Annotated in this window: 32 protein-coding genes and 1 tRNA gene; 27 read left to right on the top strand and 6 right to left on the bottom strand. The window is 60.3% G+C overall.

Features of this window, described 5'->3' with window-relative positions; translation table 11 throughout:
- Both glyS and ACM64M_RS10085 read right to left on the bottom strand, forming a co-directional pair.
- Positions 1 to 1,125 (bottom strand): glycine--tRNA ligase subunit beta (gene glyS / locus ACM64M_RS10080; RefSeq protein ID WP_416228559.1); only part of this gene is annotated, 1,125 nt, incomplete at its 3' end.
- Positions 1,125 to 2,057, bottom strand: a complete 933-nt coding sequence (locus ACM64M_RS10085; protein ID WP_416228560.1) for a glycine--tRNA ligase subunit alpha — start codon at positions 2,055 to 2,057, stop codon at positions 1,125 to 1,127. The genes glyS and ACM64M_RS10085, both read right to left, overlap by 1 nt.
- Positions 2,058 to 2,280: 223 nt before the next feature.
- On the opposite strand from ACM64M_RS10085, the gene ACM64M_RS10090 reads away from it, so the two are divergent.
- The 11 genes from ACM64M_RS10090 to ychF all read left to right on the top strand — a co-directional run bounded on the left by ACM64M_RS10090 (position 2,281) and on the right by ychF (position 9,402).
- Positions 2,281 to 2,631, top strand: coding sequence for a UrcA family protein (locus ACM64M_RS10090; protein ID WP_416228561.1), 351 nt, complete (start codon positions 2,281 to 2,283; stop codon positions 2,629 to 2,631).
- Between the two features lie 177 nt (positions 2,632 to 2,808).
- Positions 2,809 to 3,336 (top strand): hypothetical protein, encoded by a 528-nt coding sequence (locus tag ACM64M_RS10095; RefSeq protein ID WP_416228562.1) that lies wholly within the window; start codon positions 2,809 to 2,811, stop codon positions 3,334 to 3,336.
- On the top strand, positions 3,333 to 3,830 hold the full coding sequence (locus ACM64M_RS10100; RefSeq protein ID WP_416228563.1) for a hypothetical protein: 498 nt from the start codon (positions 3,333 to 3,335) through the stop codon (positions 3,828 to 3,830). The genes ACM64M_RS10095 and ACM64M_RS10100 overlap by 4 nt, the downstream gene beginning before the upstream one ends.
- Complete coding sequence (locus ACM64M_RS10105; protein ID WP_416228564.1) at positions 3,827 to 4,027, top strand: helix-turn-helix transcriptional regulator; 201 nt, start codon at positions 3,827 to 3,829, stop codon at positions 4,025 to 4,027. The genes ACM64M_RS10100 and ACM64M_RS10105 overlap by 4 nt, the downstream gene beginning before the upstream one ends.
- Positions 4,024 to 4,482, top strand: a complete 459-nt coding sequence (locus ACM64M_RS10110; protein ID WP_416228565.1) for a hypothetical protein — start codon at positions 4,024 to 4,026, stop codon at positions 4,480 to 4,482. The genes ACM64M_RS10105 and ACM64M_RS10110 overlap by 4 nt, the downstream gene beginning before the upstream one ends.
- Positions 4,483 to 4,552: 70 nt before the next feature.
- On the top strand, positions 4,553 to 5,473 hold the full coding sequence (locus tag ACM64M_RS10115) for a TraB/GumN family protein (protein WP_416228566.1): 921 nt from the start codon (positions 4,553 to 4,555) through the stop codon (positions 5,471 to 5,473).
- Positions 5,470 to 6,366, top strand: a complete 897-nt coding sequence (locus tag ACM64M_RS10120) for a TraB/GumN family protein (protein ID WP_416228567.1) — start codon at positions 5,470 to 5,472, stop codon at positions 6,364 to 6,366. Before ACM64M_RS10115 ends, ACM64M_RS10120 begins: the two co-directional genes overlap by 4 nt.
- Positions 6,367 to 6,507: 141 nt before the next feature.
- A complete protein-coding gene (locus tag ACM64M_RS10125; RefSeq protein WP_416228568.1) occupies positions 6,508 to 7,161 on the top strand; it encodes a 50S ribosomal protein L25/general stress protein Ctc in 654 nt (217 codons plus the stop codon).
- A gap of 119 nt (positions 7,162 to 7,280) precedes the next feature.
- Positions 7,281 to 7,865: an aminoacyl-tRNA hydrolase gene (gene pth, locus ACM64M_RS10130; RefSeq protein WP_416228569.1), complete on the top strand. Its 585-nt coding sequence runs from the start codon at positions 7,281 to 7,283 to the stop codon at positions 7,863 to 7,865.
- 113 nt (positions 7,866 to 7,978) lie between these two features.
- Positions 7,979 to 8,200, top strand: a complete 222-nt coding sequence (locus tag ACM64M_RS10135) for a PEP-CTERM sorting domain-containing protein (RefSeq protein ID WP_416228570.1) — start codon at positions 7,979 to 7,981, stop codon at positions 8,198 to 8,200.
- 101 nt (positions 8,201 to 8,301) lie between these two features.
- Positions 8,302 to 9,402 carry a redox-regulated ATPase YchF gene (gene ychF, locus ACM64M_RS10140; RefSeq protein WP_416228571.1) on the top strand — a complete coding sequence of 367 codons (1,101 nt, stop codon included), beginning with the start codon at positions 8,302 to 8,304 and terminating at the stop codon, positions 9,400 to 9,402.
- A 64-nt stretch (positions 9,403 to 9,466) separates the two neighbouring features.
- Here the strand turns inward: ychF and ACM64M_RS10145 are convergent, their stop codons facing one another.
- Both ACM64M_RS10145 and mutL read right to left on the bottom strand, forming a co-directional pair.
- A complete protein-coding gene (locus ACM64M_RS10145; protein ID WP_416228572.1) occupies positions 9,467 to 10,255 on the bottom strand; it encodes a hypothetical protein in 789 nt (262 codons plus the stop codon).
- Between the two features lie 109 nt (positions 10,256 to 10,364).
- Positions 10,365 to 12,194 carry a DNA mismatch repair endonuclease MutL gene (mutL, locus tag ACM64M_RS10150; RefSeq protein WP_416228573.1) on the bottom strand — a complete coding sequence of 610 codons (1,830 nt, stop codon included), beginning with the start codon at positions 12,192 to 12,194 and terminating at the stop codon, positions 10,365 to 10,367.
- Positions 12,195 to 12,396: 202 nt separating this feature from the next.
- Here mutL and ACM64M_RS10155 point away from each other — a divergent pair, with 202 nt between their 5' ends.
- Genes ACM64M_RS10155 through rodA form a run of 5 tightly spaced genes read left to right on the top strand, consistent with a single transcriptional unit; the run spans position 12,397 to position 18,207 of the window.
- A complete protein-coding gene (locus tag ACM64M_RS10155) occupies positions 12,397 to 13,440 on the top strand; it encodes a rod shape-determining protein (RefSeq protein WP_416228574.1) in 1,044 nt (347 codons plus the stop codon).
- A gap of 54 nt (positions 13,441 to 13,494) precedes the next feature.
- Positions 13,495 to 14,412 carry a rod shape-determining protein MreC gene (mreC, locus tag ACM64M_RS10160; RefSeq protein WP_416228575.1) on the top strand — a complete coding sequence of 306 codons (918 nt, stop codon included), beginning with the start codon at positions 13,495 to 13,497 and terminating at the stop codon, positions 14,410 to 14,412.
- A complete protein-coding gene (locus tag ACM64M_RS10165; RefSeq protein ID WP_416228576.1) occupies positions 14,409 to 14,969 on the top strand; it encodes a rod shape-determining protein MreD in 561 nt (186 codons plus the stop codon). Before mreC ends, ACM64M_RS10165 begins: the two co-directional genes overlap by 4 nt.
- Positions 14,966 to 17,080: a penicillin-binding protein 2 gene (mrdA, locus tag ACM64M_RS10170; protein ID WP_416228577.1), complete on the top strand. Its 2,115-nt coding sequence runs from the start codon at positions 14,966 to 14,968 to the stop codon at positions 17,078 to 17,080. Before ACM64M_RS10165 ends, mrdA begins: the two co-directional genes overlap by 4 nt.
- Positions 17,077 to 18,207 carry a rod shape-determining protein RodA gene (rodA, locus tag ACM64M_RS10175; RefSeq protein ID WP_416228578.1) on the top strand — a complete coding sequence of 377 codons (1,131 nt, stop codon included), beginning with the start codon at positions 17,077 to 17,079 and terminating at the stop codon, positions 18,205 to 18,207. The genes mrdA and rodA overlap by 4 nt, the downstream gene beginning before the upstream one ends.
- A gap of 3 nt (positions 18,208 to 18,210) precedes the next feature.
- On the opposite strand, the gene ACM64M_RS10180 is transcribed toward rodA, so the two are convergent.
- Complete coding sequence (locus tag ACM64M_RS10180; protein ID WP_416228579.1) at positions 18,211 to 18,939, bottom strand: helix-turn-helix transcriptional regulator; 729 nt, start codon at positions 18,937 to 18,939, stop codon at positions 18,211 to 18,213.
- A gap of 204 nt (positions 18,940 to 19,143) precedes the next feature.
- Between ACM64M_RS10180 and ACM64M_RS10185 the strand changes: the two genes are divergently transcribed.
- From ACM64M_RS10185 to ACM64M_RS10210, 6 genes are all read left to right on the top strand, one after another.
- Positions 19,144 to 19,482, top strand: a complete 339-nt coding sequence (locus ACM64M_RS10185; RefSeq protein WP_416228580.1) for a hypothetical protein — start codon at positions 19,144 to 19,146, stop codon at positions 19,480 to 19,482.
- A gap of 112 nt (positions 19,483 to 19,594) precedes the next feature.
- Positions 19,595 to 19,670, top strand: a tRNA-Lys gene (locus ACM64M_RS10190).
- A gap of 105 nt (positions 19,671 to 19,775) precedes the next feature.
- On the top strand, positions 19,776 to 21,026 hold the full coding sequence (gene ribB / locus ACM64M_RS10195) for a 3,4-dihydroxy-2-butanone-4-phosphate synthase (protein ID WP_416228581.1): 1,251 nt from the start codon (positions 19,776 to 19,778) through the stop codon (positions 21,024 to 21,026).
- A gap of 5 nt (positions 21,027 to 21,031) precedes the next feature.
- A complete protein-coding gene (gene ribH, locus ACM64M_RS10200; protein ID WP_416228582.1) occupies positions 21,032 to 21,454 on the top strand; it encodes a 6,7-dimethyl-8-ribityllumazine synthase in 423 nt (140 codons plus the stop codon).
- Positions 21,455 to 21,592: 138 nt separating this feature from the next.
- Entirely contained in the window at positions 21,593 to 21,820 is a 228-nt protein-coding gene (locus ACM64M_RS10205) for a hypothetical protein (RefSeq protein ID WP_416228583.1), read from the top strand.
- 489 nt (positions 21,821 to 22,309) lie between these two features.
- Positions 22,310 to 22,759, top strand: coding sequence for a MarR family transcriptional regulator (locus ACM64M_RS10210; protein WP_416228584.1), 450 nt, complete (start codon positions 22,310 to 22,312; stop codon positions 22,757 to 22,759).
- A 20-nt stretch (positions 22,760 to 22,779) separates the two neighbouring features.
- On the opposite strand, the gene eno is transcribed toward ACM64M_RS10210, so the two are convergent.
- Positions 22,780 to 24,069, bottom strand: a complete 1,290-nt coding sequence (gene eno / locus ACM64M_RS10215; RefSeq protein WP_416228585.1) for a phosphopyruvate hydratase — start codon at positions 24,067 to 24,069, stop codon at positions 22,780 to 22,782.
- 192 nt (positions 24,070 to 24,261) lie between these two features.
- Between eno and ACM64M_RS10220 the strand changes: the two genes are divergently transcribed.
- The 5 genes from ACM64M_RS10220 to ACM64M_RS10240 all read left to right on the top strand — a co-directional run bounded on the left by ACM64M_RS10220 (position 24,262) and on the right by ACM64M_RS10240 (position 26,617).
- Entirely contained in the window at positions 24,262 to 24,876 is a 615-nt protein-coding gene (locus ACM64M_RS10220; RefSeq protein WP_416228586.1) for a hypothetical protein, read from the top strand.
- A gap of 24 nt (positions 24,877 to 24,900) precedes the next feature.
- Positions 24,901 to 25,338, top strand: a complete 438-nt coding sequence (locus tag ACM64M_RS10225; protein ID WP_416228587.1) for a phage holin family protein — start codon at positions 24,901 to 24,903, stop codon at positions 25,336 to 25,338.
- Positions 25,335 to 25,664, top strand: coding sequence for a hypothetical protein (locus ACM64M_RS10230; RefSeq protein ID WP_416228588.1), 330 nt, complete (start codon positions 25,335 to 25,337; stop codon positions 25,662 to 25,664). The genes ACM64M_RS10225 and ACM64M_RS10230 overlap by 4 nt, the downstream gene beginning before the upstream one ends.
- Positions 25,654 to 26,259, top strand: coding sequence for a hypothetical protein (locus ACM64M_RS10235; RefSeq protein ID WP_416228589.1), 606 nt, complete (start codon positions 25,654 to 25,656; stop codon positions 26,257 to 26,259). The genes ACM64M_RS10230 and ACM64M_RS10235 overlap by 11 nt, the downstream gene beginning before the upstream one ends.
- A gap of 127 nt (positions 26,260 to 26,386) precedes the next feature.
- The gene (locus ACM64M_RS10240; protein WP_416228590.1) at positions 26,387 to 26,617 is read left to right on the top strand and encodes a DUF4170 domain-containing protein; all 231 of its coding nucleotides are present in this window, start codon (positions 26,387 to 26,389) and stop codon (positions 26,615 to 26,617) included.
- Positions 26,618 to 26,632: the final 15 nt, after the last annotated feature.

The raw sequence follows: 26,632 nt of genomic DNA on the forward strand, positions 1-26,632 counted from the left end.
GCCCTGCTTCGGGTGTATTGTATTCCGCTCAAGCTTTTTCGCGTGCTCGGCCAGCGGGGTCTTCTGGTCCAATTCCCAGAAGAACCGCGCATCGGAACGCCGCGCGGCGATGACCTTGCGGTTGCCATCGACCACCACGGCAGGGTCCGCCGCGTCGATATTGGCGGTGCAGACGAAGGCGTTGGCCAAAGTGTGAGTCCTCGCGAAGGCGGGGACCTCATGCGATTGAGCTTCACCGCCAGAGGCTCCCGCATGCGCGGGAGATCGCGTGCAGACGAAATACTTCTGGTTCACCCGCGCGGTGAGCTGGATCACCTCGGGCGGCACGTCGAGGAAGGCCTCGTCAAATCGCCCAAGCAGCGGCACCGGCCATTCGGTCAGCCCGGCGTTCTCGATCACCAGCCCTTCATCCTCGACAAGGGTCAAGCCCGCCTCCGCAGCAACCCTGGCCGCGCCCTCGCGGATGATCGCGGCGCGTTCTTCGTGATCGACAATCACGTGCGCGCCGCGCAGCCTCGCCGCGTAATCATCCGCGCCCTCAATAGTCACCGGCTGCGAGGCATGGAAGCGGTGCCCCATCGTCTCGCGCCCGCTGGCCAGCCCATCCATCACGCAAGGCACAATTTCGCCATCAAGCAGCGCGACAATACCCGAAAGCGGGCGAACCCAGCGCGTGCTTTCATTGCTGATCGAAGCCGCTCCCCAGCGCATCGACTTGGGCCATGAAAAATCGCGGATAATCGCAGGGATCGCGGCGGCGAGCAGGTCTGCGACCGCCTGCCCGGGCTTATCGATCACCGCGAACCACGTCGCACGGCCCTTTACGTCGCGTTCCTCAAGGCTCTCGCGCAAAACACCGTTCTTGCGGCAGAAACCGTCAAGCGCGGCATCGGGCGCGCCGACTGGCGGACCCTTGGCTTCCTCGCTCGTCCCTTGTGTTTCGAGCGGCAGCCCTCGCGCAATCAGCGCAAGGCGGCGCGGGGTCGACCAGATGGTGAGTTCGCCCATCTCGACCCCGGCGGTGGCAAGCTCGCGCTGGAACAGCTTTTCCAATTCCGCGCGTGCGCCCGCCTGCATCCGGGCAGGGATTTCCTCGCAGCGCAGTTCAAGCAGGAAGTCAGCCATCAGATCAGGCTCCATTCCGGATATTGCGCGGCCCAGCGCGGAGCCATCAGCTCGGCGTATTTCTCGCAAGAACCGCGCGCCAGATCGCGCACCCGGCCCATGTAGCTGGCGCGTTCCTGCACGCTGATGACACCGCGCGCTTGCAGCAGGTTGAAGATGTGGCTGGCCTCCACCGCCTGTTCATAGGCGGCAATGGGCACGTCATGGGCAAGAGCGTTGCGGCACTCGGCCTCAGCCTTGGTGAACAGGTCGAACAGAGCGGCGGTGTCTGCGACCTCGAAATTCCATTTCGACATCTGGCGTTCGTTTTCCAGAAACACCTCGCCATAGGTCACACCGTGCTGATTAAAGGCAAGGTCATACACATTGTCGACGCCCTGGATATACATCGCCAGACGCTCCAGCCCATAGGTCAGTTCGCCCGCCACCGGCTTGCAGTCAAACCCGCCCATCTGCTGGAAATATGTGAACTGGGTGACTTCCATCCCGTCGCACCAGACCTCCCAGCCCAGCCCCCAAGCGCCGAGCGTGGGCGATTCCCAGTCATCCTCAACAAAGCGGATGTCATGCGCCAGCAGATCAACCCCAATGGCGCTGAGGCTTTGCAGATAGAGTTCCTGAATGTCGCTGGGTGAAGGCTTCAGGATCACCTGATACTGGTAGTAATGCTGCAAGCGGTTGGGGTTCTCGCCATAGCGTCCGTCTGTGGGGCGGCGGCAGGGTTGGACAAAGGCGGCATTCCAAGGCTCTGGCCCCAGCGCGCGCAGCGTCGTCGCAGTGTGAAACGTGCCCGCTCCCATGCGCATGTCATAGGGTTGCAGGATCACGCATCCCTGCGCCGCCCAGAAATCGTGCAGCGTCAGGATCATGTCCTGAAACGAACGTGTCGGATCGCGCGCCGGGTTGGCGGCAGCTGAAAGCGGGCTGTTCATGGCGAATGGCCCATGGCTGAAGCCCCGTTAAGCGTCAATGGTGCGCCGCAGCATCTGCGCCTGACAAGCGCGCTATGGCAGCAGCGCAAGTCACATAAGCATGACCAAAAGTCAGGTAGTGTTGACATTGTCAGCGAATCACTACATAAAGTAAGGGTAACCTGACATTCAGGAAGGTTGCTATGACACAAATCAGCTCTTTTCCTCCCCAGGAGAACATGACATGCCAATCCAATTTGCTCTTGCTGCCGCATTGATAACTGTCCCGACAGTTGTCCTTGCTTCCCCGATCAATTCAACCGAATTCGAGGCGACCGTTCCGCATGAGGATCTCAACCTATCGACCCAGCAGGGCGTCAGCCGCCTTGACGAACGTGTGCGCACCCGCATCCGGCAGCTGTGTCGCAATGGCGGGCGCGACAGCGCTTCGATCCGGCTAGAACGCGAATGCCGCGCTGGCGCCTTTGCCGCTGCCGAGCGTCAGGTCCGTTTCGCAATCGCCAAAGCCAACGCAGACCGCGCACGCTTCGCAGCGAATTCCTCCGCTGATGGCTCCGACACTCCGGGAGCCTGATGCAACAGCCGCTCTCGCCTGCCGGGCCTTCCCCCAAAAGCCCGATAGTGCGAGAGCGGCACCTTTCCATTCATCTTCGTCTTCGTCTGTCGTAGAAATTCGTCTGTCGTAAAAATCGCAAATTGAGGACGGAAAGCCCATGCATCGTAAACTATGTAGCCAGAGTTAGGGGTCGAGATGAAAGAACGTTTCAAAAAACTCTATCGGTTCTACGATCCACTGGTCGATTTCACGGTCTACATGATGATCCCGCTCGTACTTTATGCAAAGGGCCTGCGCCTGTTCATGACCAGGGACGAACTCATTGCGCTGCCGACTTCGCCAGCACACGATATGATATTCTTTGGTGTCTGGATCCTGATGGTCTTTCTGTTCGCCGCGAAGTTCATGCGCGACGAATTTGCCCAGAAAATCTGGAACCGGGCAGCGAGCACCTTTGCCTATTTTGTAGTATTCCTTCCCTATGTCCTGGTGGTACTTAGCGGGCTCTTTGTGAAGGATATCTATCTCTGGTTCGAAGCCGGAGGAGTTGCCTTCGTTGATTCGCTCGATACACCCCCACCCTTCCCTACAGCAAAGGACCCGGCCGACGTGCGCCAGTTCGTCATGTTCTATGGTGTGTTCGAGACGCTGATCGAGATATTCACCTGGTCGCCGGTGCTTTTCTTCGCGATCTACAAATTCCATCGCTGGAGGGACACATGACAGCGATCACTGAGCGAAGCACAGCGATCCGTTATCGCCTCTACTTCTGGCTCATGAATGTGAGCCTTCCAAGCGCGGTCGCGCTGTTTGTCGAAATGCTGATCCGTAATTTTGCCGGGATACAGCTATGGGGATTGCCAGAGACGATCGGATGGCCGATCTATCTGAGCATTTATCCCTTTGCGTCGTTCGTGCCACTTTTTCTGACAATTGCCGCGTTTATGCGTGACGACTACGCTGAAGCGCTTTGGAAACGCACGGTTGTTATTCTCGCTTATGGAGTCGCAATTTTTCCTCTTGCGTTCATGATATTCGCGTGGGTGGCGGCTCTTACAGTCCGCGAAGGCACCATCGCGTACGAACTCTTTGACGTATTCTATTCCGCACTTAGAGGCGGTGCCAGTGGGACAACGATCCTGACATATGTCTGGCACATTTACTTCCTGTTTTTTGTCGCAGTCTTCCAATTCTTGCGCTGGCGCGATGCCCGATGAAAAACCGCCTCAAAGTCCTCCGCGCGGAACGCGATTGGTCGCAGGCCGAACTGGCCGGGCGGCTCGACGTGTCACGGCAGGCGGTGAACGCGATCGAGACGGGTAAGCATGACCCTTCTCTCCCGCTCGCATTTCGCATCGCGCGGTTGTTTGACATGAGCATTGAACAAATATTCGACGACGGAGTGATTTCGTGACCGACACTGAAACCCTCAATCTTGGCCCCAATCCCGGTGAAGCGCGCAACAGGGCACGCCAACGGCGCCAGATCATCTATTTCTGCGGAGCTATGTTGATCGGTGCGCTGACCGGCTTTTTCACCGGCTTCTTCGATCAGGGCGATGGCAATCTGTTCAGCGGCGACTGGGACAAGCTGGTGCTGCCTCCTGCGGTTGGCATCGGCCTCGCAATCGGTTTGCTCGTCGGGTTTCTGATTTTGCCGCTCTGGGGTTTTGCCCAGATCGACGATTACAAACGCGCTCAGAATTACATCGCCTTCACCGGGGGCATGCTGGGCGTGCTGGCAGGATTTCCGATCTGGGCGGTGCTCTTCGCTGGAGGCTTCGCATCGCCACCCCATGCCTTTGGCGTCTGGGCGATAGGCTTTTCCTCGATGGCGATTGCCTATGCTTACGCCTGGATCACCCGTTGATTTTGCGCCTCTCGTTCAAATTGCAGTCAAATACATACGCTAAATCCCAAATCTTGAAAGGATTCCCATTATGAAGACCCGCTCTCTTATCGCCGCGTCGGCAGCAATTGTCGCTCTGCTTGCTGGCACCCCCGCGCTCGCGGATGGCCATATGGAAGCCGCTGCCGAAACCGCTTTGCCGAGCGGTCCCGAAGGTCCGGCCTTGTGGAAAGTCGCAGATGAGGACACCACGATCTTTCTGTTCGGTACCGTCCATGCCCTGCCCGCCGAATTGGTGTGGTATGATGCCGAGATTGCAGAGGCGCTGAATTCCGCCGATACTGTCGTCACCGAAATCCCCATGGACCCGGCCAGCGAAGCGGCGATGCAGCAACTCGCGGTGCGCGAGGGAATGTTCGCAGATGGGACCACTCTGCGCTCGCTGCTCACCGAGGAGCAGGCCGCCGCTTACGAAGGCGCGCTAGGCGGGTTGGGCGTGCCGCCCGCCGCATTTGACGGTTTTGAACCGTGGATGGCGGGCCTGACTTTGGGCGTGCTGCCGCTGCTGCAGCAAGGTTATGATATGCAGTCGGGGGTCGATAAGGTGATCCTCTCCAAAGCTGCCGATACCCCAAAGGATGCGCTGGAAACCGCCGAGTTTCAGCTCGCCCTGTTCGACAGTCTACCGCGCGAACAGCAGGTCGAATTCCTGATGGCCGCGGTCGAAGGCGTGGGCGAGGTCAAGCAGACGCTTGATGCGATGGTCGCCGAATGGGTCAAGGGCGACGCCGATGCACTGGCCGCGATCATGAACGAAGATATGGATGATGAAGCGCTCGCCACCGCGCTGCTCTATGATCGCAATGCCAATTGGGCTGAATGGATCGAAGCGCGGCTCGCGAGCAACCCCGGCACGGTGTTTATCGCAGTCGGCGCCGGGCACCTTGCCGGGAACCGCAGCGTGCAGGATTATCTGGCCGAGCGGGGCATCGAAACCGCGCGGGTTCAGTGAACCACCTGCGCCTGTTCGCCCTCGCCTGCACGCTGTTGTTCGCAGCGTGCAGCGGGGGCGAACCTGCACCCGGCGCTCAGGAACAACGCGGCAACCCGGCGAACCCGTTGCTGTACGAAATAGCCAATGCCGATGGCGAAGTGGAAGGCTGGCTGCTGGGCACGGTGCACGCCCTGCCCGACGGCACAAGGTGGAAGACCGCGAAAATCGACCGGGCGATTGAGCAGGCCGACATTCTGTTTGTCGAATTTGCTGATCTGGCGGACGGGCAAGGTCAAACCGCCGCGACCTTTGCAAAGCTGTCGCAAACTCCCGGGCTCGGACCCCTGACATTCCGGGTCGAACCCGAACTGCGGCCCGCGCTTGACCGCATGTTGGAGCGTTCCGACATACCCCGCCGCGACTTTGAGACTATCGAGGATTGGGCGGCGGCGGTGATGTTGTCTCGGGTCGATGCGCGGGGTAAGCCCGCCAATGGTGCCGACCGGGCGGTGATTGCCGGTTTTGCGGACCGCCCGGTTCTGGGATTTGAAACCGCCGCCTCGCAATTGGCGATATTCGACCGATTGCCGCCTGGCGAACAGACCGACCTGCTCGAAGGCACAGTGCGCGAATGGACCGGATCGCGCGGTGATCCCGAATGGCTGATCGCGGCATGGCTCGCGGGCGATGAGGCGCGGCTGACGCGGGCCACGCGGGAGGGCATACTTGCCGACCCTGAATTGCGTGAAGCGTTGCTGACGGGCCGCAACCGGAGCTGGATGGCTGCGCTTGAACCGGCGCTTCGCGGCGATGACCGGCCCTTGGTGGCGGTGGGCGCGGCGCATCTGCTGGGCCCGGATGGGCTGGCAGCTCTGTTGGAAGCGGAAGGTTATGCCGTCCGGCGAATGTGACCTGCCTTGACCGAAGGAGAGGCTTTTCCCGGTTGCGTTTTCCCCTGATGCCGCTATGTGCCCGCGCTTCGGCGTTCTGGTCATCCCTGGAGGCGGCGCGCCGAGAAAACGTAAATTCCACGCATTCGAAAGGCTTTTGTCATGAGCGACGCTCTTACACTGCCGGCCGAACGCCGCGAACGGGCAGGCAAGGGAGCCTCCCGATCACTTCGCCGCGAAGGTCGGATTCCCGCTGTTATTTATGGCGGCAAAGAAGAACCCATCACGATCCATGTCGAGGAAAAGGAACTGATCCGGCAATTGAACACCGGCCATTTCATGAACTCGATTTTGCAGATTGAAATGGGCGGCGACAGCATCCGCGCCATTCCCAAGGACGTCGCGCTGCACCCGGTCACCGATCGTCCGTTGCATGCCGATTTCTTCCGGCTTTCCAAAGGCGGAAAGATCGAAGTCAGCGTTCCCGTGGTCTTCATCAACGAAGAAGCATCGCCCGGCCTCAAGAAGGGCGGCGTTCTCAACGTGGTTCGTCACGAACTTGATCTGGTTTGTGAAAACGACAAGATCCCTGGCGAGATCGAGATTGATGTCACTGGCAAGCAGGTTGGCGATTCGATCCACATCAGCGAAGTCACTCTGCCCGCTGGCAGCGAAAGCGCGATCACCGACCGCGATTTCACCATCGCCACGCTGGTTGCCCCGTCCGCGCTCAAGAAGAGCGAAGATGAGACCGAAGAGGTCGCTGCTGATGAGGTCACGGCCTCGGCACAGAAGGGCGATGACAGCGACGATTGATCGCGGCATTTATTCCTGGCAATTTTGCAATCACCAGAACACGCAATCACCAGAACACCGGGCCTCGCGCATAGGTCCGGTGTTTTGTTTTTGCGCGAAGGATCGCTACAGGGGCGCTCATGCAAATCTGGACAGGCCTTGGAAATCCCGGACCGCAATATGCGCTGCACCGGCACAATGTCGGGTTTCTGGCAGCGGATGTGATCGCCGACATGCATGGCTTTGGCCCGGTGCAAAAGAAATTTTCCGGATGGGTGCAGGAAGGGCGCATTGGTGCGGCCAAGATCCTGCTGTTGAAACCTGCGACCTTCATGAATGAAAGCGGGCGCGCCGTCGCCGAAGCGCTACGGTTCTTCAAACTGGAGCCCTCGGCGCTGACGGTGTTTCATGACGAGCTTGATCTGGCCCCGTTCAAGGTCAAGGTGAAGGTCGGCGGCGGTCATGCCGGTCACAACGGGCTGCGTTCGATCGACCGCCACATCGCCAGCTTGGGGGCACCTGATTACCGCCGGGTGCGGATCGGCATCGGGCATCCGGGACATAAAGACCGTGTGCACGGCCACGTCCTGAGCAATTACGCCAAAGCAGAGCAGGACGATCTCGCGGCAGTGCTCGGCGCTATCGGGGCTGAGGCTGCGTGGTTGGCAGAGCACAATGACCCGCGTTTCATGAGCGAAGTGGCGTTGAGATTGCAGGATGAATAACGAACACTGCAACGCCTGAACCATTCCGGGACACCTTCGATCCTGACCGGGACAGATTGGCGCAAAGACAGTAAATCCGTCGTTAATCAATCAAATCAGGGATCGATCTAGCAATGCGCGCGCATACAATCGTCCACGCAATTATCGTGCTGGCCGCCATCACCATTGCCGCTGCCCCGGCCCACGCTCTCAAGCCGCCGCCGCAGGATACGCCGATCAGCAGTTCGGGCGGGTCATCGGGCGGCACGCCGGTTCCCGAACCTTCGAGCATCGTTCTGTTCGGCGCGGGCGCTGCGGCATTCATGCTGACCCGGCGTCGCCGCAAGAACGGCTGATTTTTGGGTAGTGTGCAGAGCCAGCGCATGTGACGCTGGCCAACCCCCGATGGCGGCGCTAAGGCGCGGCTCTTTCACCATGTCATCAGAAAGAGCTACCCATGGGTTTCCGTTGCGGGATTGTCGGCCTGCCCAATGTCGGCAAGTCGACCTTGTTCAATGCACTCACCGAAACGCAGGCCGCGCAGGCGGCGAATTACCCGTTTTGCACGATTGAGCCGAACGTCGGCCAGGTCGCGGTGCCCGATGAACGGCTCGATAAAATCGCCGCCATCGGCAAAAGCGCGAAGATCATCGAAACCCAGCTGGGCTTTGTCGACATCGCGGGACTTGTGAAAGGCGCGAGCAAGGGCGAAGGTCTGGGCAATCAGTTCCTCGCCAATATCCGCGAAGTGGACGCCATCGTCCACGTGCTGCGCTGTTTCGTAGATGACGATATTCAGCATGTCGCCAACACGGTCGATCCCATCGCTGATGCCGAAGCGGTCGAAACCGAATTGATGTTGTCCGATCTTGAAAGCCTTGAAAAGCGCGTGCCCGCTGCGGCCAAGCGCGGGGCAACCGGCGACAAGGAAGCCAAGGCGATGGCCAGCGTGCTGGGCCAGGCGCTTGAATTGCTGCGCGAGGGCAAGCCTGCACGCCTGACCGTGCCCGGCGACGACGAGGAAGAGCGATTGTTCCGGCAGGCGCAATTGCTCACTGCAAAGCCCGTTCTGTATGTCTGCAACGTCGCCGAAGAAGACGCGGCGGTCGGCAATGATCTGTCAGCCAAGGTCTTCGCCAAGGCTGCGGCAGAGGGCGCCGAAGCGGTGGTTGTCTCCGCCGCGATAGAGGCCGATCTGGTGACGATGCCGGTGGAAGACCGCGGCGAATTTCTCGAAGCCCTCGGCCTTTCCGAAAGCGGCCTCGCCCGAGTGATCCGCGCCGGATACAAGCTGCTGGGGCTCAAGACATTTTTCACCGTCGGCCCCAAAGAGGCGCGCGCCTGGACCTTTCCCGACGGCGCCAAAGCCCCGCAGGCGGCAGGCGAGATCCACAGCGATTTCGAACGCGGCTTCATCCGAGCGGAAACGATTGCCTATGACGACTACGTCACGCTGGGCGGCGAAGGCGGCGCAAAGGAAGCGGGCAAACTGCGGCAGGAAGGCAAGGAATATGTCGTGCAGGACGGGGACGTGCTGCTGTTCAAGTTCAATGTTTGAGGGGTATGCTGCGGGACACTGATTCCTTGTCAGCGCTTCCTCGGTTACAGTTGGGCGCCACGCATCACCGCAGCGACGCCTGCGAATCTTCCAGCATCGTCTTCAGATAGGCCTGTGTCTGACGCGCCTGTTCGAGCAATTGCTGGCCTACATCCTTCGACGGCGAGCCGCGCATCGAACGTTTAAGCCTGTCGAGATATCTGCGGTAGCCTCTGGCTGCTTCGGCGTTTTGCTGTCTAAGGTCATAACTGGTCAACTCCTCCGCCGAGGCGTTGCGCGATGGTCGCTGACGGCTGGCGAGCCGGATAACGAGGCGCGCATCCTCGCGGCTTTCTTCGATAACCGACCGGAGTTCTGCGATTGTTGCTGCGCTGGCCGAGGTCTCGTCAACCGGGGGCGCGAGAGGGGCGACGACTGGCGCGGCATCCGTCATGTTCGCCTGCTCGGCGACCGAAGAATAAGCGATCACGGGCGCGGCAGTCTGGGGCTTAGGCGCGGCCTTCGTCATCGTGGCTTGCGGCGCTGCTTCGTGCGTGATCGCCAAAGGTGTCGCGATCAGCGCCTCGTTATCTGCTACATCTGTTTCCACTGTTGCCGGAGCGACCGCAGTCACGGCGGTTTGCGCAGGTTCTACCAAATCCACCGCCGGGACCGGTTGTGCAGAGGGCCACAGCAGCAGGCAAATCATGCCGCCGCATAGCACCGTAAGGCCCACCTCGATCCCCAAGCGAAGCTGGCGTGCCCTTCTGTTTTGCCGGCTCTCGCGGCTGGAATAGTATGTGCTCGAGAGGTCCGGTTCGGACTGCACCAGCCAGGGGAGCGGCGACGGGGGCGGATTGGTGTCTGTCAGCATTGGTACCCGGTCGATTCACGGCAAGTGGCTTTCTACCTGTGACAACGGATCAGCTCTGCCAAATATTCCCGTCGGGCCAAAAGCACGGCAATGCCAGCGACGGCGAGCCTCAATGCCGCCCGAACAGCTTCTCGACATCCGCCATGCTCAGCTTCACCCAGGTCGGCCTGCCATGATTGCACTGGCCTGACCGCGGCGTCGCTTCCATCTCGCGCAGCAGGGCGTTCATCTCTGCGACGCTGAGCACCCGCCCCGCCCTGACCGAACCGTGGCAGGCCATTGTCGCCAGCACATAGTCGAGCTTTTCCGAAAGCAGCAGCGCGCCCGACGCCTCGTTCTTGCCATGCTTGGCGATGTCGTCGGCAAGGTCGCGTAGCAGCTTGTTCGTGTCCGCCTTCGCAATCACTGAGGGCACCGCGCGCACCAGCATCGCGGCAGGGCCGAAGCGTTCGACCAAAAGCCCGAACCGCGCCAATCCTTCGGCGGCATCCTCAATCCGGTCGCAATCGGCCTCGTCCATTTCGACCACATCGGGGATCAGCAGCGCCTGGCTGCGCTGCGCCGCCTCCCCTGCCCCGGCGGCGCGCAACCGCTCCAATACAAGGCGTTCATGCGCGGCGTGCTGATCGACCAGCACCAGCCCGTCCGCGCTTTCAGCAACGATGTAGGTGTTCGCCACTTGCCCACGCGCAATGCCGAGCGGGTAATGCGCAGCCTCCTGCGGGATCGGCGCGGCTTCTTCGGCGAGGCCTGCGGGCGGCGCTTCGTCTTGCGTGTGCCACTGCGGACGCGGTTCGGACAGCCGAGGCTGCGGCGCGCTCCAATCCCGCCCGTCAAAGATTGAGCGTAAAGCCGGGGTTTCCTCTCTTAGTGGCTCTGCCTGCCACCTTTCCATCGCGCCGCGATCCGGCCCTTGCGCGCTGCGCCTGTCGCCGCTCGCCAAAGCTTGCCGCAGTCCGGAAACGATAAACCCGCGCACCCCCGCGCTGTCGCGGAACCGCACCTCGGTCTTGGCCGGATGAACGTTCACATCGACATCCTGCGGCGGCAGGTCAAGGAACAGCGCCAGCACCGCATGCCGGTCGCGCGCGAGCATATCGGAATAGGCCCCGCGCACCGCTCCGGTCAGCAATCGGTCCTTCACCGGGCGGCCATTGACGAACAGATATTGGTGATCGGCCACGCCCCGATTGTAGGTTGGTAGGCCCGCCAGCCCGGTCAGCCGCATCAACCCATGCGGCGTTTCCCGCGCCAGTTCGATCGCCACCGCATTGTCTTTAAGCTCGCGCGCGATGATCTGCGAAACGCGGGTTGCCAGCGCCTCATCGGCTTGGGTGGAAAGCGCCTTGCGCACCTTTCCTTCCGCTGCATTTTCCAGCGTAAAGGCAATGTCGGGCCGCGCCATCGCAAGCCGCCGGACGATGTCGAGGCAGGCGATATATTCGCTGCGCGCGGTGCGCAGGAATTTGCGCCGAGCAGGCACGCGCGCAAAGATCTGCTCGACCCGCACCCGCGTTCCCACCGGCACCGCAGCGGGGCCATCGGTGACGACTTCGCCGTGATCAACAATCCGCCGCCAGCCATCCGCGCTGCCCGCGACCCTGCTTTCCAGCGTCAGCCGCGCGACGCTGGCAATGGACGGCAAGGCCTCGCCGCGAAACCCCAGGGTGGTGACCATTTCGATGGCGTCATCGGGGAGTTTGGATGTTGCATGCCGCTCAAGCGCCAGTTCCATCTCAGCCGCGCTCATCCCGCAGCCATCGTCGGTCACCTCAAGCCGGGTCAGCCCGCCTTCTGCCAAGGTGACAGTGATTCGCCGCGCACCCGCATCGACCGCGTTTTCGACCAGCTCCTTGAGCGCGGCGGCGGGTCTTTCAACCACTTCTCCAGCGGCTATCCGGTTCACGAGTTCGTTGGGAAGGCGGCGAATAACGGGCATTTGTCGCAAGCTAGACGTCATGCGCCGCAAATTCGAGGGGACGGGGGAAAATAGCGAAATCCGTCAACAAAAATTTTAGCTATTTTGTCAAGGTTTCGCTAGGCGCAACAGGTCACGTCACATTCAAGATGTGCTGCGGGCTTTACCGGGCCCTAACCCGGACCGCGACAGCAACAAACGGGCACCACGGAAAAACATAAAAATGAGCTTCTTTTCCAACCTTTTCAAATTCGGTTCGCAGAATATGGCGATCGATCTCGGCACCGCCAACACGCTGGTCTATGTCCAGGATCAGGGGATCGTCCTTAATGAACCATCGGTCGTCGCCATTGAAACCATCAATGGGATCAAACGGGTCAAGGCCGTTGGCGATGATGCCAAGATGATGATGGGCAAGACGCCCGACACGATTGAGGCGATCCGCCCCTTGCGCGACGGGGTCATCGCCGACATCGAAATCGCCGAGGAAATGATCAAGCATTTCATTCGCAAGGTGCACGGCAAGCGCAATCTGTTCCGCTATCCCGAGATCGTGATCTGCGTGCCGAGCGGTTCAACCTCGGTTGAAAAGCGCGCAATCCGAGATGCGGCGTCCAATGCGGGTGCTTCTGAAGTGTATCTGATCCTTGAGCCCATGGCGGCCGCCATTGGCGCAGACATGCCGGTGACAGAGCCGGTCGGTTCGATGGTGGTCGACATCGGCGGCGGCACAACCGAAGTTGCCGTGCTTTCGCTGCGCGGTCTGGCCTACACCACTTCGGTTCGCACCGGCGGGGACAAGATGGACGAAGCCATCGTCAGCTATGTGCGCCGGCATCACAATCTGCTGATCGGGGATGCAACCGCCGAACGGATCAAGAAAGATTACGGCATCGCCATGGTTCCCGAAGACGGCATTGGCGAATTGATTACGTTGAAAGGGCGCGATCTGGTAAATGGCGTGCCGAAGGAAATCACCATCAATCAGGGCCACGTGGCAGAGGCATTGTCCGAACCGATCGGCGCAATTGTCGAAGGGGTCAGGATCGCGCTGGAAAACACCGCGCCCGAACTTGCCGCCGATATTGTCGATCAGGGTATCGTGCTGACCGGCGGCGGGGCGTTGATCCGGCGGCTTGACGAGCATCTGCGTGAGGAAACCGGCCTGCCGGTGTCCATCGCCGAAGACCCGCTCACCTGCGTCGCGATTGGCACCGGGCGGGCGATGGAAGATCCCATCTATCGCGGGGTCTTGATGACGGCATAGAACTGGTCCGCGTAAAATCCGCGCGGGCCAACGTAACAAGGGAATACCGGGGCCATGGCGCCGCCATCATCGCGTCGATCAGGCTTTTCGAAAAAGCAGCAATATTCGGTTTTTACCGGGTATTTGCTGGCGGCGCTCGGCGCGCTCGCCGGACTGGCCCTGCTCGTCTTGTCGCTTTGGCAACCGGCGGCTTTTCAGCCCGTGCGAGGCGCGGCGAGTGATGTTGCCGCGCCCGTGGGCGAAGCGACTGCAACCGCGCGCGCGGGCGGCAACAATGCGTGGGACACGGTAACGGGTTTCTGGCGCGCGGGCAGTCAAAACGTCGCCTTGCGCCGCGAAGTCGAGGTCGCCCGCATCCGCCTAGCCGAAGCCGAAGCGGTCGAAGCGGAAAATCGCCGTCTCAAGGCGCTGCTGGGCCTGTCCCAAAGCGCCACAAGCGAAGGCGCACCACCCATTGCCGCCACGCGGCTGATCGGTTCCAGCGCATCGAGCGCGCGCCGCTTTGCTTACATCGGGGTCGGTCAAAGCGACGGCGTGGCTGTTGGCATGCCGATCCGTTCGGAACGCGGAGTAATCGGACGTGTGCTCGAAAGCGCTTTGTCTTCATCGCGGGTGCTGCTTTTAACCGATAGCGAAAGCGTGCTGCCGGTGCGCCGCGCGTCAGATCAGACCGTCGCCTTTGCCGAAGGGCGCGGGGACGGATTGCTGCGCATCCGCTTGATCAATCTGGGGCTTAACCCGCTCAAGGTCGGCGACGTGTTCGTCACCAGCGGTGCGGGGGGATATTACCGTCCCGGTGTCGCTGTGGCAGTGCTCAGCGAAATTACATCTGACGGCGGGATTGCCCGCCTGATCGCAGAGCCTTCTGCGACGAATTTCGTGATAGTCGAACCGATCTACGAACCCCTTGCGGTCGAGGCTTCCAGCGTGCGCGCGCGGGATGAATTGACCGAAGAGGAGCTCAATGATTGATTGACCGGCTCTCCCCCCACGCTCAGCGCCGCGCGTTTGGCCGCGAGGGGATTAACCGCGTCGAATCTCCGTGGCGGGCAAAATCGGTTCATTACATCTCGATCCTGCTGGGATCGCTGCTGCCCATGTGGATGGTCGCCGATGTGATGCCGGTTGCCCCGCCGCTGGGCTTTATGTTTTTCCTGTGCTGGCGATTGATGCGCCCCGGCCTTATGCCGCTCTGGGTCGGAGTGCCGCTGGGCGCATTCGACGATCTTTTCAGCGGCCAGCCCTTTGGCAGCGCAATCCTGCTATGGTCGCTGACCATGATCGCACTGGAATTGATCGAAACCCGGTTTCCCTGGCGCGGGTTCTGGCAGGACTGGTTCACTGCTGGTTTGGCAAGCGTGCTCTATATCGCCGCTGCCATGGTGGTATCTGGTGCTCCTATCACGCCCCATCTGATCATAGCGTCGCTGCCGCAGATCCTGCTGGCGGTGCTGCTCTATCCGCTGCTCGCGCGGGTTATCGCTTGGCTTGACCGGTTTCGCCTGTCGCGGTCGCGGAGGATCGGATGAAGCGGTTCTTCAAACTCAAAAGCGGGCTCAGGCAGCGCGGAATGGTCATCAATGCCTCGACCCTGAAAAACACGTTTGACCGGCGAGCATTCGTGATTGGCGGCCTGCAATACGGTGTTGGCGTGCTGCTGGCGGTGCGGATGGGCTATCTGGCGATTGCCGAGAATGAGAAGTACCGGCTCGAATCTGAAAGCAACCGGGTCAATCTGACGCTGATCCCGCCGCGGCGGGGTTGGATACTCGATCGCAACGGTGCGCCGCTGGCGTCGAACCGCGCCGATTTTCGCGTCGATGTGATCCCTGAACGCCTGTCCAACCCCGATGCCACGCTGGACCAGATTGGCGCTCTGCTGGACCTGTCACCCAACCGGATTGCCGACCTCAAGACCCGGATCGAAACCTCGCGCGGTTTTGCTCCGGTCGAAGTCGCGAGCGGGCTTGCCTATGAACAATTCGCCGCCTTAAGCGTGCGCCTTCCCGATATGCAGGGTGTCGTGCCGCAACGCGGGTTCTCGCGATTCTATCCGACCGGGCCATCCATCGGGCACCTGATTGGCTATGTCGGTCCGGCTTCGGCGGAGGAATACGAACAGGACCGCAATCCCATCCTGATTACGCCGGGCTACAAGATCGGCAAGGACGGGCTTGAAAAGCAGTTTGAACAGCGCCTGCGCGGGGTGCCTGGTGCGCGCCGGGTCGAAGTGACCGCAGGCGGGCGGATCGTCCGTGATCTGGAATCGCGCGACGACATTCAGGGCGATCCTGTGCGGCTGACGATTGACGGGCCGTTGCAGGATTACGCCGCGCGCCGGATCGGGCTCGAAAGCGGATCGGTGGTGGTGATCGATTGCGCCACTGGCGACCTGTTGTGCATGGCGAGCATGCCTAGTTTTGATCCCAACAGTTTTTCCGACGGCATCGGCAGCGTCGAATATGCCATGCTGCGCGACGATCAACGCGTACCGCTGCGTAACAAAGTGCTTAAAGGCCTGTATCCGCCCGGATCGACGGTCAAGCCGATGCATTGCATGGCGTTTTTGAAAGCCGGGGTGAAGCCAACCGAAACCATCACCTGCGGCGGCGGACGGCGGATCGGCAGCCGATTCTTCAACTGCTGGAGCAATCACGGCACGGTCGATATGGCGAAGGCGATCTACCAGAGCTGCGACAGCTATTTCTATCACTTCTCGCAGGCCGTCGGCTTTGACAAGGTTGCCGCCATGGCCAAGGATCTGGGCATGGGGCAGGAATTTGACCTGCCCGTCACCAGCCAGTTTTACGGCACAGTCCCCGACCCCGAATGGAAATTCAACAAATTCGGGCGCGAATGGGAAGCGTTCGACACGGTCAACGCCTCAATCGGTCAAGGCTATTACCTCGCCAGCCCGTTGCAGCTTGCGGTAATGAGCGCGCGGCTGGCGACCGGACATCGGTTGAACCCTCGGCTGGTGCTGGACAGCACGGCCCCTGCCATCGTCGATTACAATTTCAGACCCGACGAAATCAGCCTGATCCGGCAGGCGATGAGCGATGTCGTCAACGGCCCCGGCACCGCCGGGCGCGGGCGATTACCGCTGCCCGATATCAAAATGGCGGGCAAGACTGGCACCGCTCAGGTCGTTTCGCTGAGCGTCTCTGATGGCCGCAGCGGCCCATGGAAATACCGCGATCACGGGCTCTTTACCTTCTTTGCCCCGACCGAAAACCCGCGTTATGCCGGTGCGGTCGTGATCGAACATGGCGGCGGATCGGGCGCGGCCTATCCGATTGCGCGCGATGTGATGACCTATATGTTCGACCCTCAAAAAGGGCTCGAAGCCTTGCAGGCGCTGGAACAGCAATGGGGAGGCACCGCACAACAAAGGCTGGAGGCGCGTTATGCCGCCTATGCCGCCGAACGCGGCGCAAATGTCAGTCCCCCGCCCCGCCGGGATGAGGACATTTTTGACCGCGTAGAAGCAGAGGCCCGCGCAGCGGCGCAGCAATCAGAGAAAATTGCAGACGAGTTCGTGGCTCCGCGTCCGGTTGCCAATCCATCGGGCACCCCGCCCCCCGATGCGCTCAGACCCGCATTGCGGTCGCCTGCGCCGGGAACAGGTGTAAGCCAATGAATTCGGCGCGCGGCGGCATCGTTCCCGAACCCATCGCCCGGCAGCCCTGGGTGATGTTGATCCCGCTGTTCATGCTGGTGCTGTTCGGTGCCGCGGTGCTCTATTCGGCTGCGGGAGGATCAATGCAGCCCTATGCGGCATCGCATCTGATGCGTTTCGGCATCTTCCTTGTAATGGCCGCCGTCATCACCGCACTGCCGCGCGAGCTGGTGCGTTTCCTTACCTATCCCGCCTATGTCATCGTGCTGGTGTTGCTGTTGGGGGTAGAGATAATCGGACAGGTGAACGGCGGCAGCCAGCGGTGGCTCGACCTTGGTTTTATGGTGCTGCAACCATCAGAAATCATGAAGCCGGTGATCGTTGTCGCGCTGGCGCATTATTTTGCCACCCTACCTGCAGGACTCATCACCAGCTGGCGCGCCTTGGTGGTTCCCGGAGCGATGATTGGTATGCCAGTCGCGCTCGTGCTGCTTCAGCCGGATCTTGGCACGTCTCTGGCGATTGCATTTGGCGGCGCAGTTGTCTTGCTACTCGCCGGGTTGCCAATGCGGTGGTTTGTGGCGGGCGGCGTAGCCGCGCTTGCGGCGGCACCGCTCATGTTCTTCTTCGTTCTGCAGGACTACCAACAGCGCCGGGTTATGACGATGTTCGACCCCGAAGCGGACGCTTTGGGGGCAGGCTATCACATCGCCCAGTCCAAGATCGCCATCGGTTCGGGCGGCATTCTCGGCAAGGGTTTCAACAATGGTTCGCAAAGCCATCTGCAATATCTGCCCGAACCGCATACCGATTTTGTATTCGCCACCATGGCAGAGGAATGGGGATTGGTCGGCGGGCTGTTCGTGCTCGCGGTGTTCAGCATCATCCTGAGATGGGGCATGCGGGTGGCGCGCGAATCGCGCGACCGGTTCTCCAGCCTGCTGGCGGCGGGGATGAGCGCGACGATATTCTTTTACATTGCGGTCAATCTGCTGATGGTGATGGGCATGGCCCCGGTTGTCGGCATCCCACTGCCGTTTATGAGCCATGGTGGATCGTCGATGTTGACCAATATGATCTGCATCGGCGCTTTGATGATGGTCAATCGCTGGAACCAGCGCGCGCCCCGCAGTGGGCTTTCGTCCTAAGCGTTAGACCCGTACCAGCCCCAACCTCAGCGCCTTGACCACCGCGCCGACCCTGTCGGTCACGTCAAGCTTGGCGTAAATGCGTTTGGAATAGGTTTTTACCGTGTCCGGCGACAGGCCCAGGATGGTTGCAATCGCCCCCACCGATTTACCCCGCGCCGCCCAGGTCAGCACCTCGATTTCGCGCTCCGAAAGGCTTGGGGTATCGCTGCTTTCGTCGATCAGGATGCAAATCCGCTGGTGCCCTGCCTGGGCGACGCTGCGAACAGTCCCAAGCTGATCATCTGAAAGTTCGGGCACTGGCCGGTCAAAATCAAACGAAGCATAGGCCGCGCGGCCGCGGGGACCATAGAGCGGCACTCCAATCCCGTGGATCAAGCCAAACTGACGCATGGCAGCGAAATACGCTTCGTTTTCGGGGGTGTTCGGCCCAGCAGCGATTGCATCGGCCCAGCTCATCATCGAACCGCTTTGCATCACCCTTCGCGGGATCGGGTCGCTGGCGCGGAATTCTTCCTGTTCATACATTTCGAGCCATTCGGCGCTGAAGCCTTCGGTATAAACCACCGTGGTCGAGGATGTTGGGCCATCAAACGGCGGTGTGACGTGATAGCTCATCCGCACCACACCCTGCTTAACGCAGATTTCGCGCGCAAATCTCAGCACGGCCTCGATGTCATGTAATGCATCGATCTGATCGAAATACCACTGCATCGGAGCGCAGGTTACCATAAGTCCCCCAGATGGGCGACTTTCCGTGTGCGTAAACTTTCTTCATAGCGCGCAAGGTTCAAACGAACTCGGACGTTCGGGTCGCAGCTGCTGAGATACTCAGCGGTCTGGTTGAACGTTCAAGTCCTGGCGGCAGTCGCGCTTCCCCCCATTTGCGCCGACTGCCGTCAGGCAACCCGTTTCACACCATAGCCGAGGTTTGCCATGAGCAAGTTGCGCAACGCAGCGTCACATATCAGCCGTCTGTTTTCAGCCAATCGCGGGGAATGTAGCGCTGTTGCCGCTGGAATTGCACCTGATATGGTCGAGGTCGCAACGGCCATCCAGTCGCGGCAGGCCGGTGGGCATGCAACCACTTTGCGCCAATTGCACACGATTTCCAGCCTCAGCCAGCCACAGGCGCTAACGCTTATCCGCGCGTTGGAGCGCGCCGGGATTGTCCACATCGAAAGCAATCTTGGCGATGCATTTGAATCGACCATCACGCTTACGGAAAAAGCGCAGCGTTGGCTTGACCGTGATTTGACCGGGCAAGCGCGCTAACGCACGGCTTTTGGGCTTTTCATAAGTAGCAGGGGCGCTATATGCAGCCGCTCGCTGATTCGGACCGCATGCAGCCGTGCGAAATTCAGTTTCCCGATGTTTGATCGGCAATGGACGCATAGCTCAGTTGGTAGAGCAGCTGACTCTTAATCAGCGGGTCGTAGGTTCGAACCCTACTGCGTCCACCATAGCAATTTTGCAAAATATTCGCGTCAGTTCTTGCGCTCTTCAATGGCGCTGTCCTGTCAATTTTGCTTGCTTGTTATCACATTCTGATGTGATAACTATCGCCCATGAACACATCAATAATCACACGCGTGCGCTCGCTTGTTGAGAGCGGCAAGATGACAAAGGCCGGTTTGGCCCGGGCTGCGGGCCTGCATGCCAACACTTTGCGCGATGCTGCTGAGGTGGATTGGAACCCTACCGCCGACACTCTCGCAAAGCTTGAAGCTTTCCTCGAAGCCAATGATGATCGGCCGGTGCTGGTCGGGATTGAGGAAATCATTGACGAGGCACGCAACGGTCGGATGTACATATTGGTAGATGACGAGGACCGTGAAAACGAAGGTGATCTGATTATCCCCGCGCAAATGGCGACCCCGGCGGCGATCAATTTCATGGCCACACATGGACGCGGTCTGATTTGTCTGGCGCTGGACCGGGCACGGGTCGATCAGCTTGGCCTTGAACCGATGAGCCGCAACAATAAGGAAAGCATGCAGACCGCCTTCACGATTTCTATCGAGGCGAAGGAAGGCGTGACCACCGGTATTTCGGCGGCAGACCGGGCGCGCACCATCTCGGTTGCGATTGATTCGACCAAAGGACCTGATGATATTGTGACGCCGGGCCATGTCTTTCCGCTTGCCGCGCGCGATGGCGGGACGCTGGTGCGTGCCGGGCATACCGAAGCGGCGGTCGATATCTCGCGACTCGCCGGGCTCAATCCCAGCGGTGTCATTTGCGAGATCATGAATGACGATGGGTCAATGGCGCGGCTCGATGATTTGATCGCCTTTGCGCGGCGCCACGAATTGAAGATCGGCACGATCCGCGATTTGATTGCCTATCGAATGCGCAACGATCATCTGGTCGAAAGGCTGGGCGAGCGCAGTTTTGAAAGCGATTACGGCGGCCAATGGCGTCTGATTACCTACCGCGACCGGATCGCCGACAGCGAAGCCTATGTCCTGCAGAAAGGGCATGTGAGCGCCGATGCTCCCACCCTCGCCCGCGTCCATCCTATTTCGGTGTTTGACGATGTGCTGGGCGCGCCCGGTCCGCGCAAACGCACCTTGCAGCGCGCGATGGGCGCGATCGGGGCGCATGGGTCGGGGGTCATTGTCATTCTGACTCAGCGGGTCGGGTCGAGCGGCGAATGGTCGCAGGACGAGGAGATCCGCAATATCGGCATCGGCAGCCAGATCCTTGCCGATCTGGGTGTGCACGAAATGGTGCTGCTCTCCAATTCCCGGCCCGACCTGGTCGCGCTGGAAGGATATGGCATCACCATTATCGATCATCAGGAAATCCCGGAGTAACTTCAATGGCCAAATTTCTTATTGTCGAGGCGCGCTTTTACGCCTCACTGAACGACATGCTCATCTCCGGCGCGATGGCAGCCCTCACAGCAGCCGGCCACGAAGCCGAAGTGTTGACCGTTCCGGGTGCGCTTGAGGTGCCAGGAGCAATCGCACTGGCTGCCGAAAGCGGTGAATATGACGGATTTGTAGCGATCGGCGTGGTCATCCGCGGTGAGACTTACCACTTTGAAATCGTCGCGGGTGAAAGCGCACGGGCAATCATGGCCTTGAGCATGGACGGTATCGCTATCGGCAATGGCATTCTGACGGTCGAGAATGAGGCGCAGGCGCTTGTTCGGGCTGATCCGGCGCAAAAGGATAAGGGCGGAGAAGCGGCAAAGGCGGCAATGGCAATGTTGGAATTGGCGCACAGATTTGCCCGTTGAGAGCCCCGATTTGCCGAATGACCTGCTAAACCCGCGCGAGAATAAGTATTTTCACGGATACACTTCTTCATAAGTCCCGCTTACCACGGGCTCAGGGGAACTTCTTGCAATCCGGGTCGCGCTGGGACGGGATAAGAATTGAAAAAACTATCGATAAACACCGCGATCGAACTCCACGAATGCCGCAGGACACTTGCGCTAACGCTGGACAGGCTTGACCGTCTGGGCGCCGGGCTCGCGGCGATCCACGTCAATGCCGCCATTGAGCAGTTGAACGATAACATCGGCGTGATCGAGCACAGCTTGGTGCACGATTTCGAACCCAGTTTCATCCGCATCGTACAAGGCGGTCGCGTTTTGAATTGACCGGCCGATTGTCCACCAATGTCAAAAGCCAACATTGGCTGAGGAGCAACATACGCAGCTTCACTTAATATACAGAGCGATACAAGCGTCATAGTGCCGCATGGGGTGCGCACCATTCAAGGTGTCAGGTGGATAGGCACCCTTGATGGAGTATGTCTTGGCGCTGCCTCAAAACCTGCCGAAAGTTCAGTTGCGACCTCTCCCGGTTTTGCCTCATTGGTTCGACGCTGCGCGGCGCTTGATCTGTTTCCATCCAACTTCGCGAGATCTCTTACCGGCGACACGTGCGAGCGTCGGATGAGGGAAGGTAAGGATGGGCGTTACTTAGCCGACGTGACATTTGGCGAAATGCGCAAGGCCACCATGCCGAGGCAGCCCAAAGCCCTTGATACAAACCTTCCACCAACAAGCCGCCAAGCGACCGATCTCGATGGGCTTGCAGACCAATTGTCTGCGATCGCGCGAGAATTGCGGCGTGTGCCTCTGGCTGTGGGCATCGACCAAGATGGCAATGCGGCTGTGCGGCGTGCAATCGACGAATCTCGAGCCTCTCTTGCCACTGGGCCTGAGAGCTCAGGCGCTGCCACGATTGAAGACAGCCGCCGCGAGCGTGCCCTGAAAGCGGAAGCGGCACGCGAGATCTATACACAGCGCCGCCGAAGGGCTGTGCTGTTCGGCAATCCGGACCTGTTTGGTGAACCTGCATGGGACATTCTGCTCGACCTCTACATCGCTGAGGTCGAGGGCAAGGCAGTGTCCGTTTCGAGCGCCTGCATAGGCTCAGCCGCGCCGCCCACCACTGGCCTGCGCTGGCTCGGTGTGCTGGCCGAAAACAACCTGATCCTGCGCGAGCACGATCCTGAGGATCAACGCCGCGTGCTCGTTAGGCTGACCGACAGCGGGCTCGCGGCGATGGATCAGTTTTTTTCAGGTATCTAAAGCCGTCTCAGACCTGTCGCTCAGCCAGACAGTGCGCCGAAACAGCCTGGCCCTGCATAGGCAGCGCTATCGCCCAATTCTTCCTCGATCCGGATGAGCTGGTTGTACTTCGCCAGCCTATCCGAACGCGCCAACGATCCAGTCTTGATCTGCCCGCAATTGGTCGCCACCGCGAGATCGGCGATGGTCGCATCCTCGGTCTCCCCCGAACGGTGGCTCATCACGCTGGTGTAGCGCGCGCGGGTAGCCATATCGACCGCCGCCAATGTCTCTGTCAGCGTGCCGATTTGATTGACCTTTACCAGCAGCGAATTGGCCAGACCCTTTGCGATCCCATCGGACAGACGGGCTGGATTGGTCACGAACAGATCATCGCCGACCAATTGCACGCAGTTGCCGATCAATTGGGTGAGCGCAGTCCAGCCTTCGAAATCATCCTCGCTCATGCCGTCTTCGATGGAGCGGATCGGGTAATCATCGCAGAGTCGCGCCAGATAATCGGCCATTCCTGCGCCATCGAGGCTCAGTCCCTCGCCCGAGATTTGATATTTGCCGTCGCGGTAAAATTCGGTCGCGGCGCAATCCAGCGCGAGCACGATGTCGGTGCCCGGGGTGAACCCGGCCTGCTCTACCGACGCCATGATGAAATCGAGCGCCGCGCGAGTGCTTGCCAGATCGGGGGCGAACCCTCCTTCATCTCCGACGCTGGTCGCCAGCCCCTTATCCGCCAGACCTTTTTTCAAGGTATGGAACACCTCTGAACCCCAGCGCACAGCCTCTGCCAGGTCAGGCGCGCCAACGGGCATGATCATGAATTCCTGAATGTCGATGGGGTTATCCGCATGCTCGCCGCCGTTGATGATGTTCATCATCGGCACCGGCAGGACATGCGCGGAGACTCCGCCGAGATAGGAATACAGCGGCAGGCCGCGCGCATTGGCCGCCGCCTTGGCCACCGCAAGGCTGGTGCCGAGAATGGCATTGGCACCAAGCCGCGCCTTGTTGGTTGTTCCGTCCAGCGCAATCAACGACAGATCGACGTCGCGCTGATCCTCTGCATCGAACGCACCGATGAGCAGATCGCGGATCTCCGAATTGACCGCATCGACCGCTTTGAGCACACCTTTGCCCTTGTATCGCGCTGGATCGCCATCGCGCAGTTCGACCGCCTCATGCGCTCCAGTCGAAGCGCCCGAAGGCACCGCCGCGCGGCCAAAGCTGCCGTCGTCGAGCAACACATCCACTTCGACGGTCGGGTTGCCCCTGCTGTCGAGAATTTCGCGGGCATGAATGTCGATTATGGCGGTCATGATTGTCTCCGGGTGGAAAGTGTGGTAGGCGAGTAAGACACTGGGTCAAGATGCAAGCTCGGGCTCTTGGCGTTGCTGGTTTCGGCTTCCCTATTCGTCGGAACCAAGCGGCGCAAGCGGCGTAGATTTAGCATAACAAACTGGCGCGTGTTACCACTGGAAATGCGCGCTACAGGAAGGCAAAGAGACGATATGGCTGACACCACGACAAACAAAGCTCCGGCAAAGCGGGCAGCGCCCAAATCGGCGACCAAGGCGTCTCCCGCCAAGAAAGCTGCACCGAAAAAGACCGGTGCAGCAGCCAAGCCGGTGGATGATTCGGTCCCTTCAGGCACAGGGGAGGCGAAGAGCCGATTCAACGCTGCGCTCGAAGAGGCGAAGGCCGGCGCCGCTGCATTGCGCGCCGAAGCTGGAAACCGTGCAGGCGATTACCGCGAACAAGCCAAATCCCGTGGAGACGAATTGATGAACGAAGCCAAGGTTTACAGCGAGAAAGCTCGCAGCCGCGCCGGTGAACTGGCGAACGAGGGCAAGTCCGCCGCTAGCGATGCACTTGCGACGATTGGCAAGGCGGTCGGTGACACGGCCGTCCAGATCGACGAACGTTTGGGCGAACAATATGGCGATTATGCGCGTTCAGCCTCGCGTAGCCTGGCTGAAACGTCGGCCAAGCTCGAAGCGAAGAGCGTCGATGAACTGGGCGAAGATGCCCGTGCAATGGTCCGCAAGAGCCCGGCTGTCGCCGTCGGCATTGCGGCGGTTGCAGGGTTCCTGCTGGCGCGGTTGTTCCGCGGTTCACGCGACTGATTTTGAAACCAGCGGGCAGAGGGGATGGACAATATCGACCGCCAGACAGGCGCGGCCCACCCGGGTAACGCTGCGCCTGATGCCGAAAATGCAGTTCCTCCCGCGAACAACGAACCAGACGACTCCCTGATCGGAGAGATTGCTGCGCTGATCGACGGCGGTCGCACCTATGCGCAGGCAGAGATAGGCTTTCAAAAGACCCGCGCAAAACTGGCTGGGCGAAATCTGGGCACGGTGCTGTTATGCATCATCCTTGCCCTGATACTTGTGCATATCGCCTTGCTTGCGCTCGCGGTCGGTCTGGTAATTGCGCTTGCGCCGCTGGTCTCGATCTGGGGTGCCATCGCAATCGTGGTGGGCGGCCTGCTGCTGGTGGTTGCCGTGCTCACCTTGATCGCAAAGAAGCGTGTTCAGAGGCTCTCAACACTCTTTGCTTCTGACCAAAATGAGGCGGATGCATGAGCGACCTGGAGCGACGCTTTATCGAAGACCGCGCCATCCGCGACGCTGCACGGGCCGTGCTGATGGCTGACATCACCCATGCCCGTGCCAGCCTATCGGCAAAGGGCGTGGCAGCCCGCATCGGAGGGCGCATTGGTGACGGCGCGAAAGACGTATTCGAAGTGGCCAAGGCGCATTCTGAAGACAATCGCGGCATTATCGCGGCGCTGATTGGTGCGGTCCTGTTATGGCTGGGGCGTGAACCGATCCTTGAAATTCTCGGGCTGTCAGACAGCGATGAGACAAGCGAAGATGCCCCCAAATTCGGAGAAAAACATGAGCAATGAACCGACCCCTCAAAACGAACCCGCGACAGCCGCAGCTTCGAACGATGCAAAGCGCGATGAATTGCGCGCCCGGATCGAAGCGAGCGAGCGGCGCATTGCCGAACGCACCTTGGCTGAACAGGCGCAGGAGGCCGCAATCGCAGCGGGCGATTTTGCCCGCAAGAACCCTTTGACGGTCGTTGGCGGGGCGATTGCCATCGGTTTGATCATCGGCGCAATGACCTCCCCCGGCCGCCGGGTTGCAAGCAGCGCTGCCAAGGCCGCCTCGGCCGGGGCGGCTGAGCTGACGTCAAGTGCAGCCAAGAGCGTTGGCAATGCAGTCAAAACGCGTGGTTCCGCGCTTGGAACGCTGATTGCAGACGCTGCCATCGCCTATGGCATCAAACTGATCGACGAAGCGATGGATAGCGCGCGCGCGAGCAAGGATGCGGCTGAGAATATTGGCGACAGCGCCGCTGCAAAGGTGCGCGCGCTGCGCCGTGATGCTGTTTATGTGGCGGGCACTGCCACTGACAAGGGGCGCACCGCAGCACAGAAAACCCGCCGCCGCGCGGCCCGCGCGGTGCGCGATCTGACCGACCGCATTTCGAACTGAGCCGCCCCGGCACCAGGCTGTTGAACCACGTTTAATTGCTTTCCCCGCCTCCTTGTCATCCTGGCACGGTTCGCTAAAGCGCGCGCAAACGCGCCCGCTGCGGGCGCAAATCCCCAGGGAACACCACATGGAAGAAACCACCACCACTCAACGCCTTCATCTCGTTATGGGAGGCAAGGTCACCGATCCGCGCGGGCTTGAATTTCAGGACCCCGAAAGCCTGCATGTCGTGGGCATTTACAGCTCTTATGATGATGCCGTGGATGCCTGGCGCGCGCAAGCGCAGCGCACGGTTGATGATGCCGAGATGAAATATGTGGTTGTGCATATTCACAAGCTGCTGACTCCGAACGCCTGATCGGGTCCGCAGCCT

Origin of the sequence: Qipengyuania sp. ASV99 (genome assembly GCF_047872805.1) — a bacterium.
In the GTDB taxonomy this organism is placed as follows: Bacteria; Pseudomonadota; Alphaproteobacteria; order Sphingomonadales; family Sphingomonadaceae; genus Erythrobacter.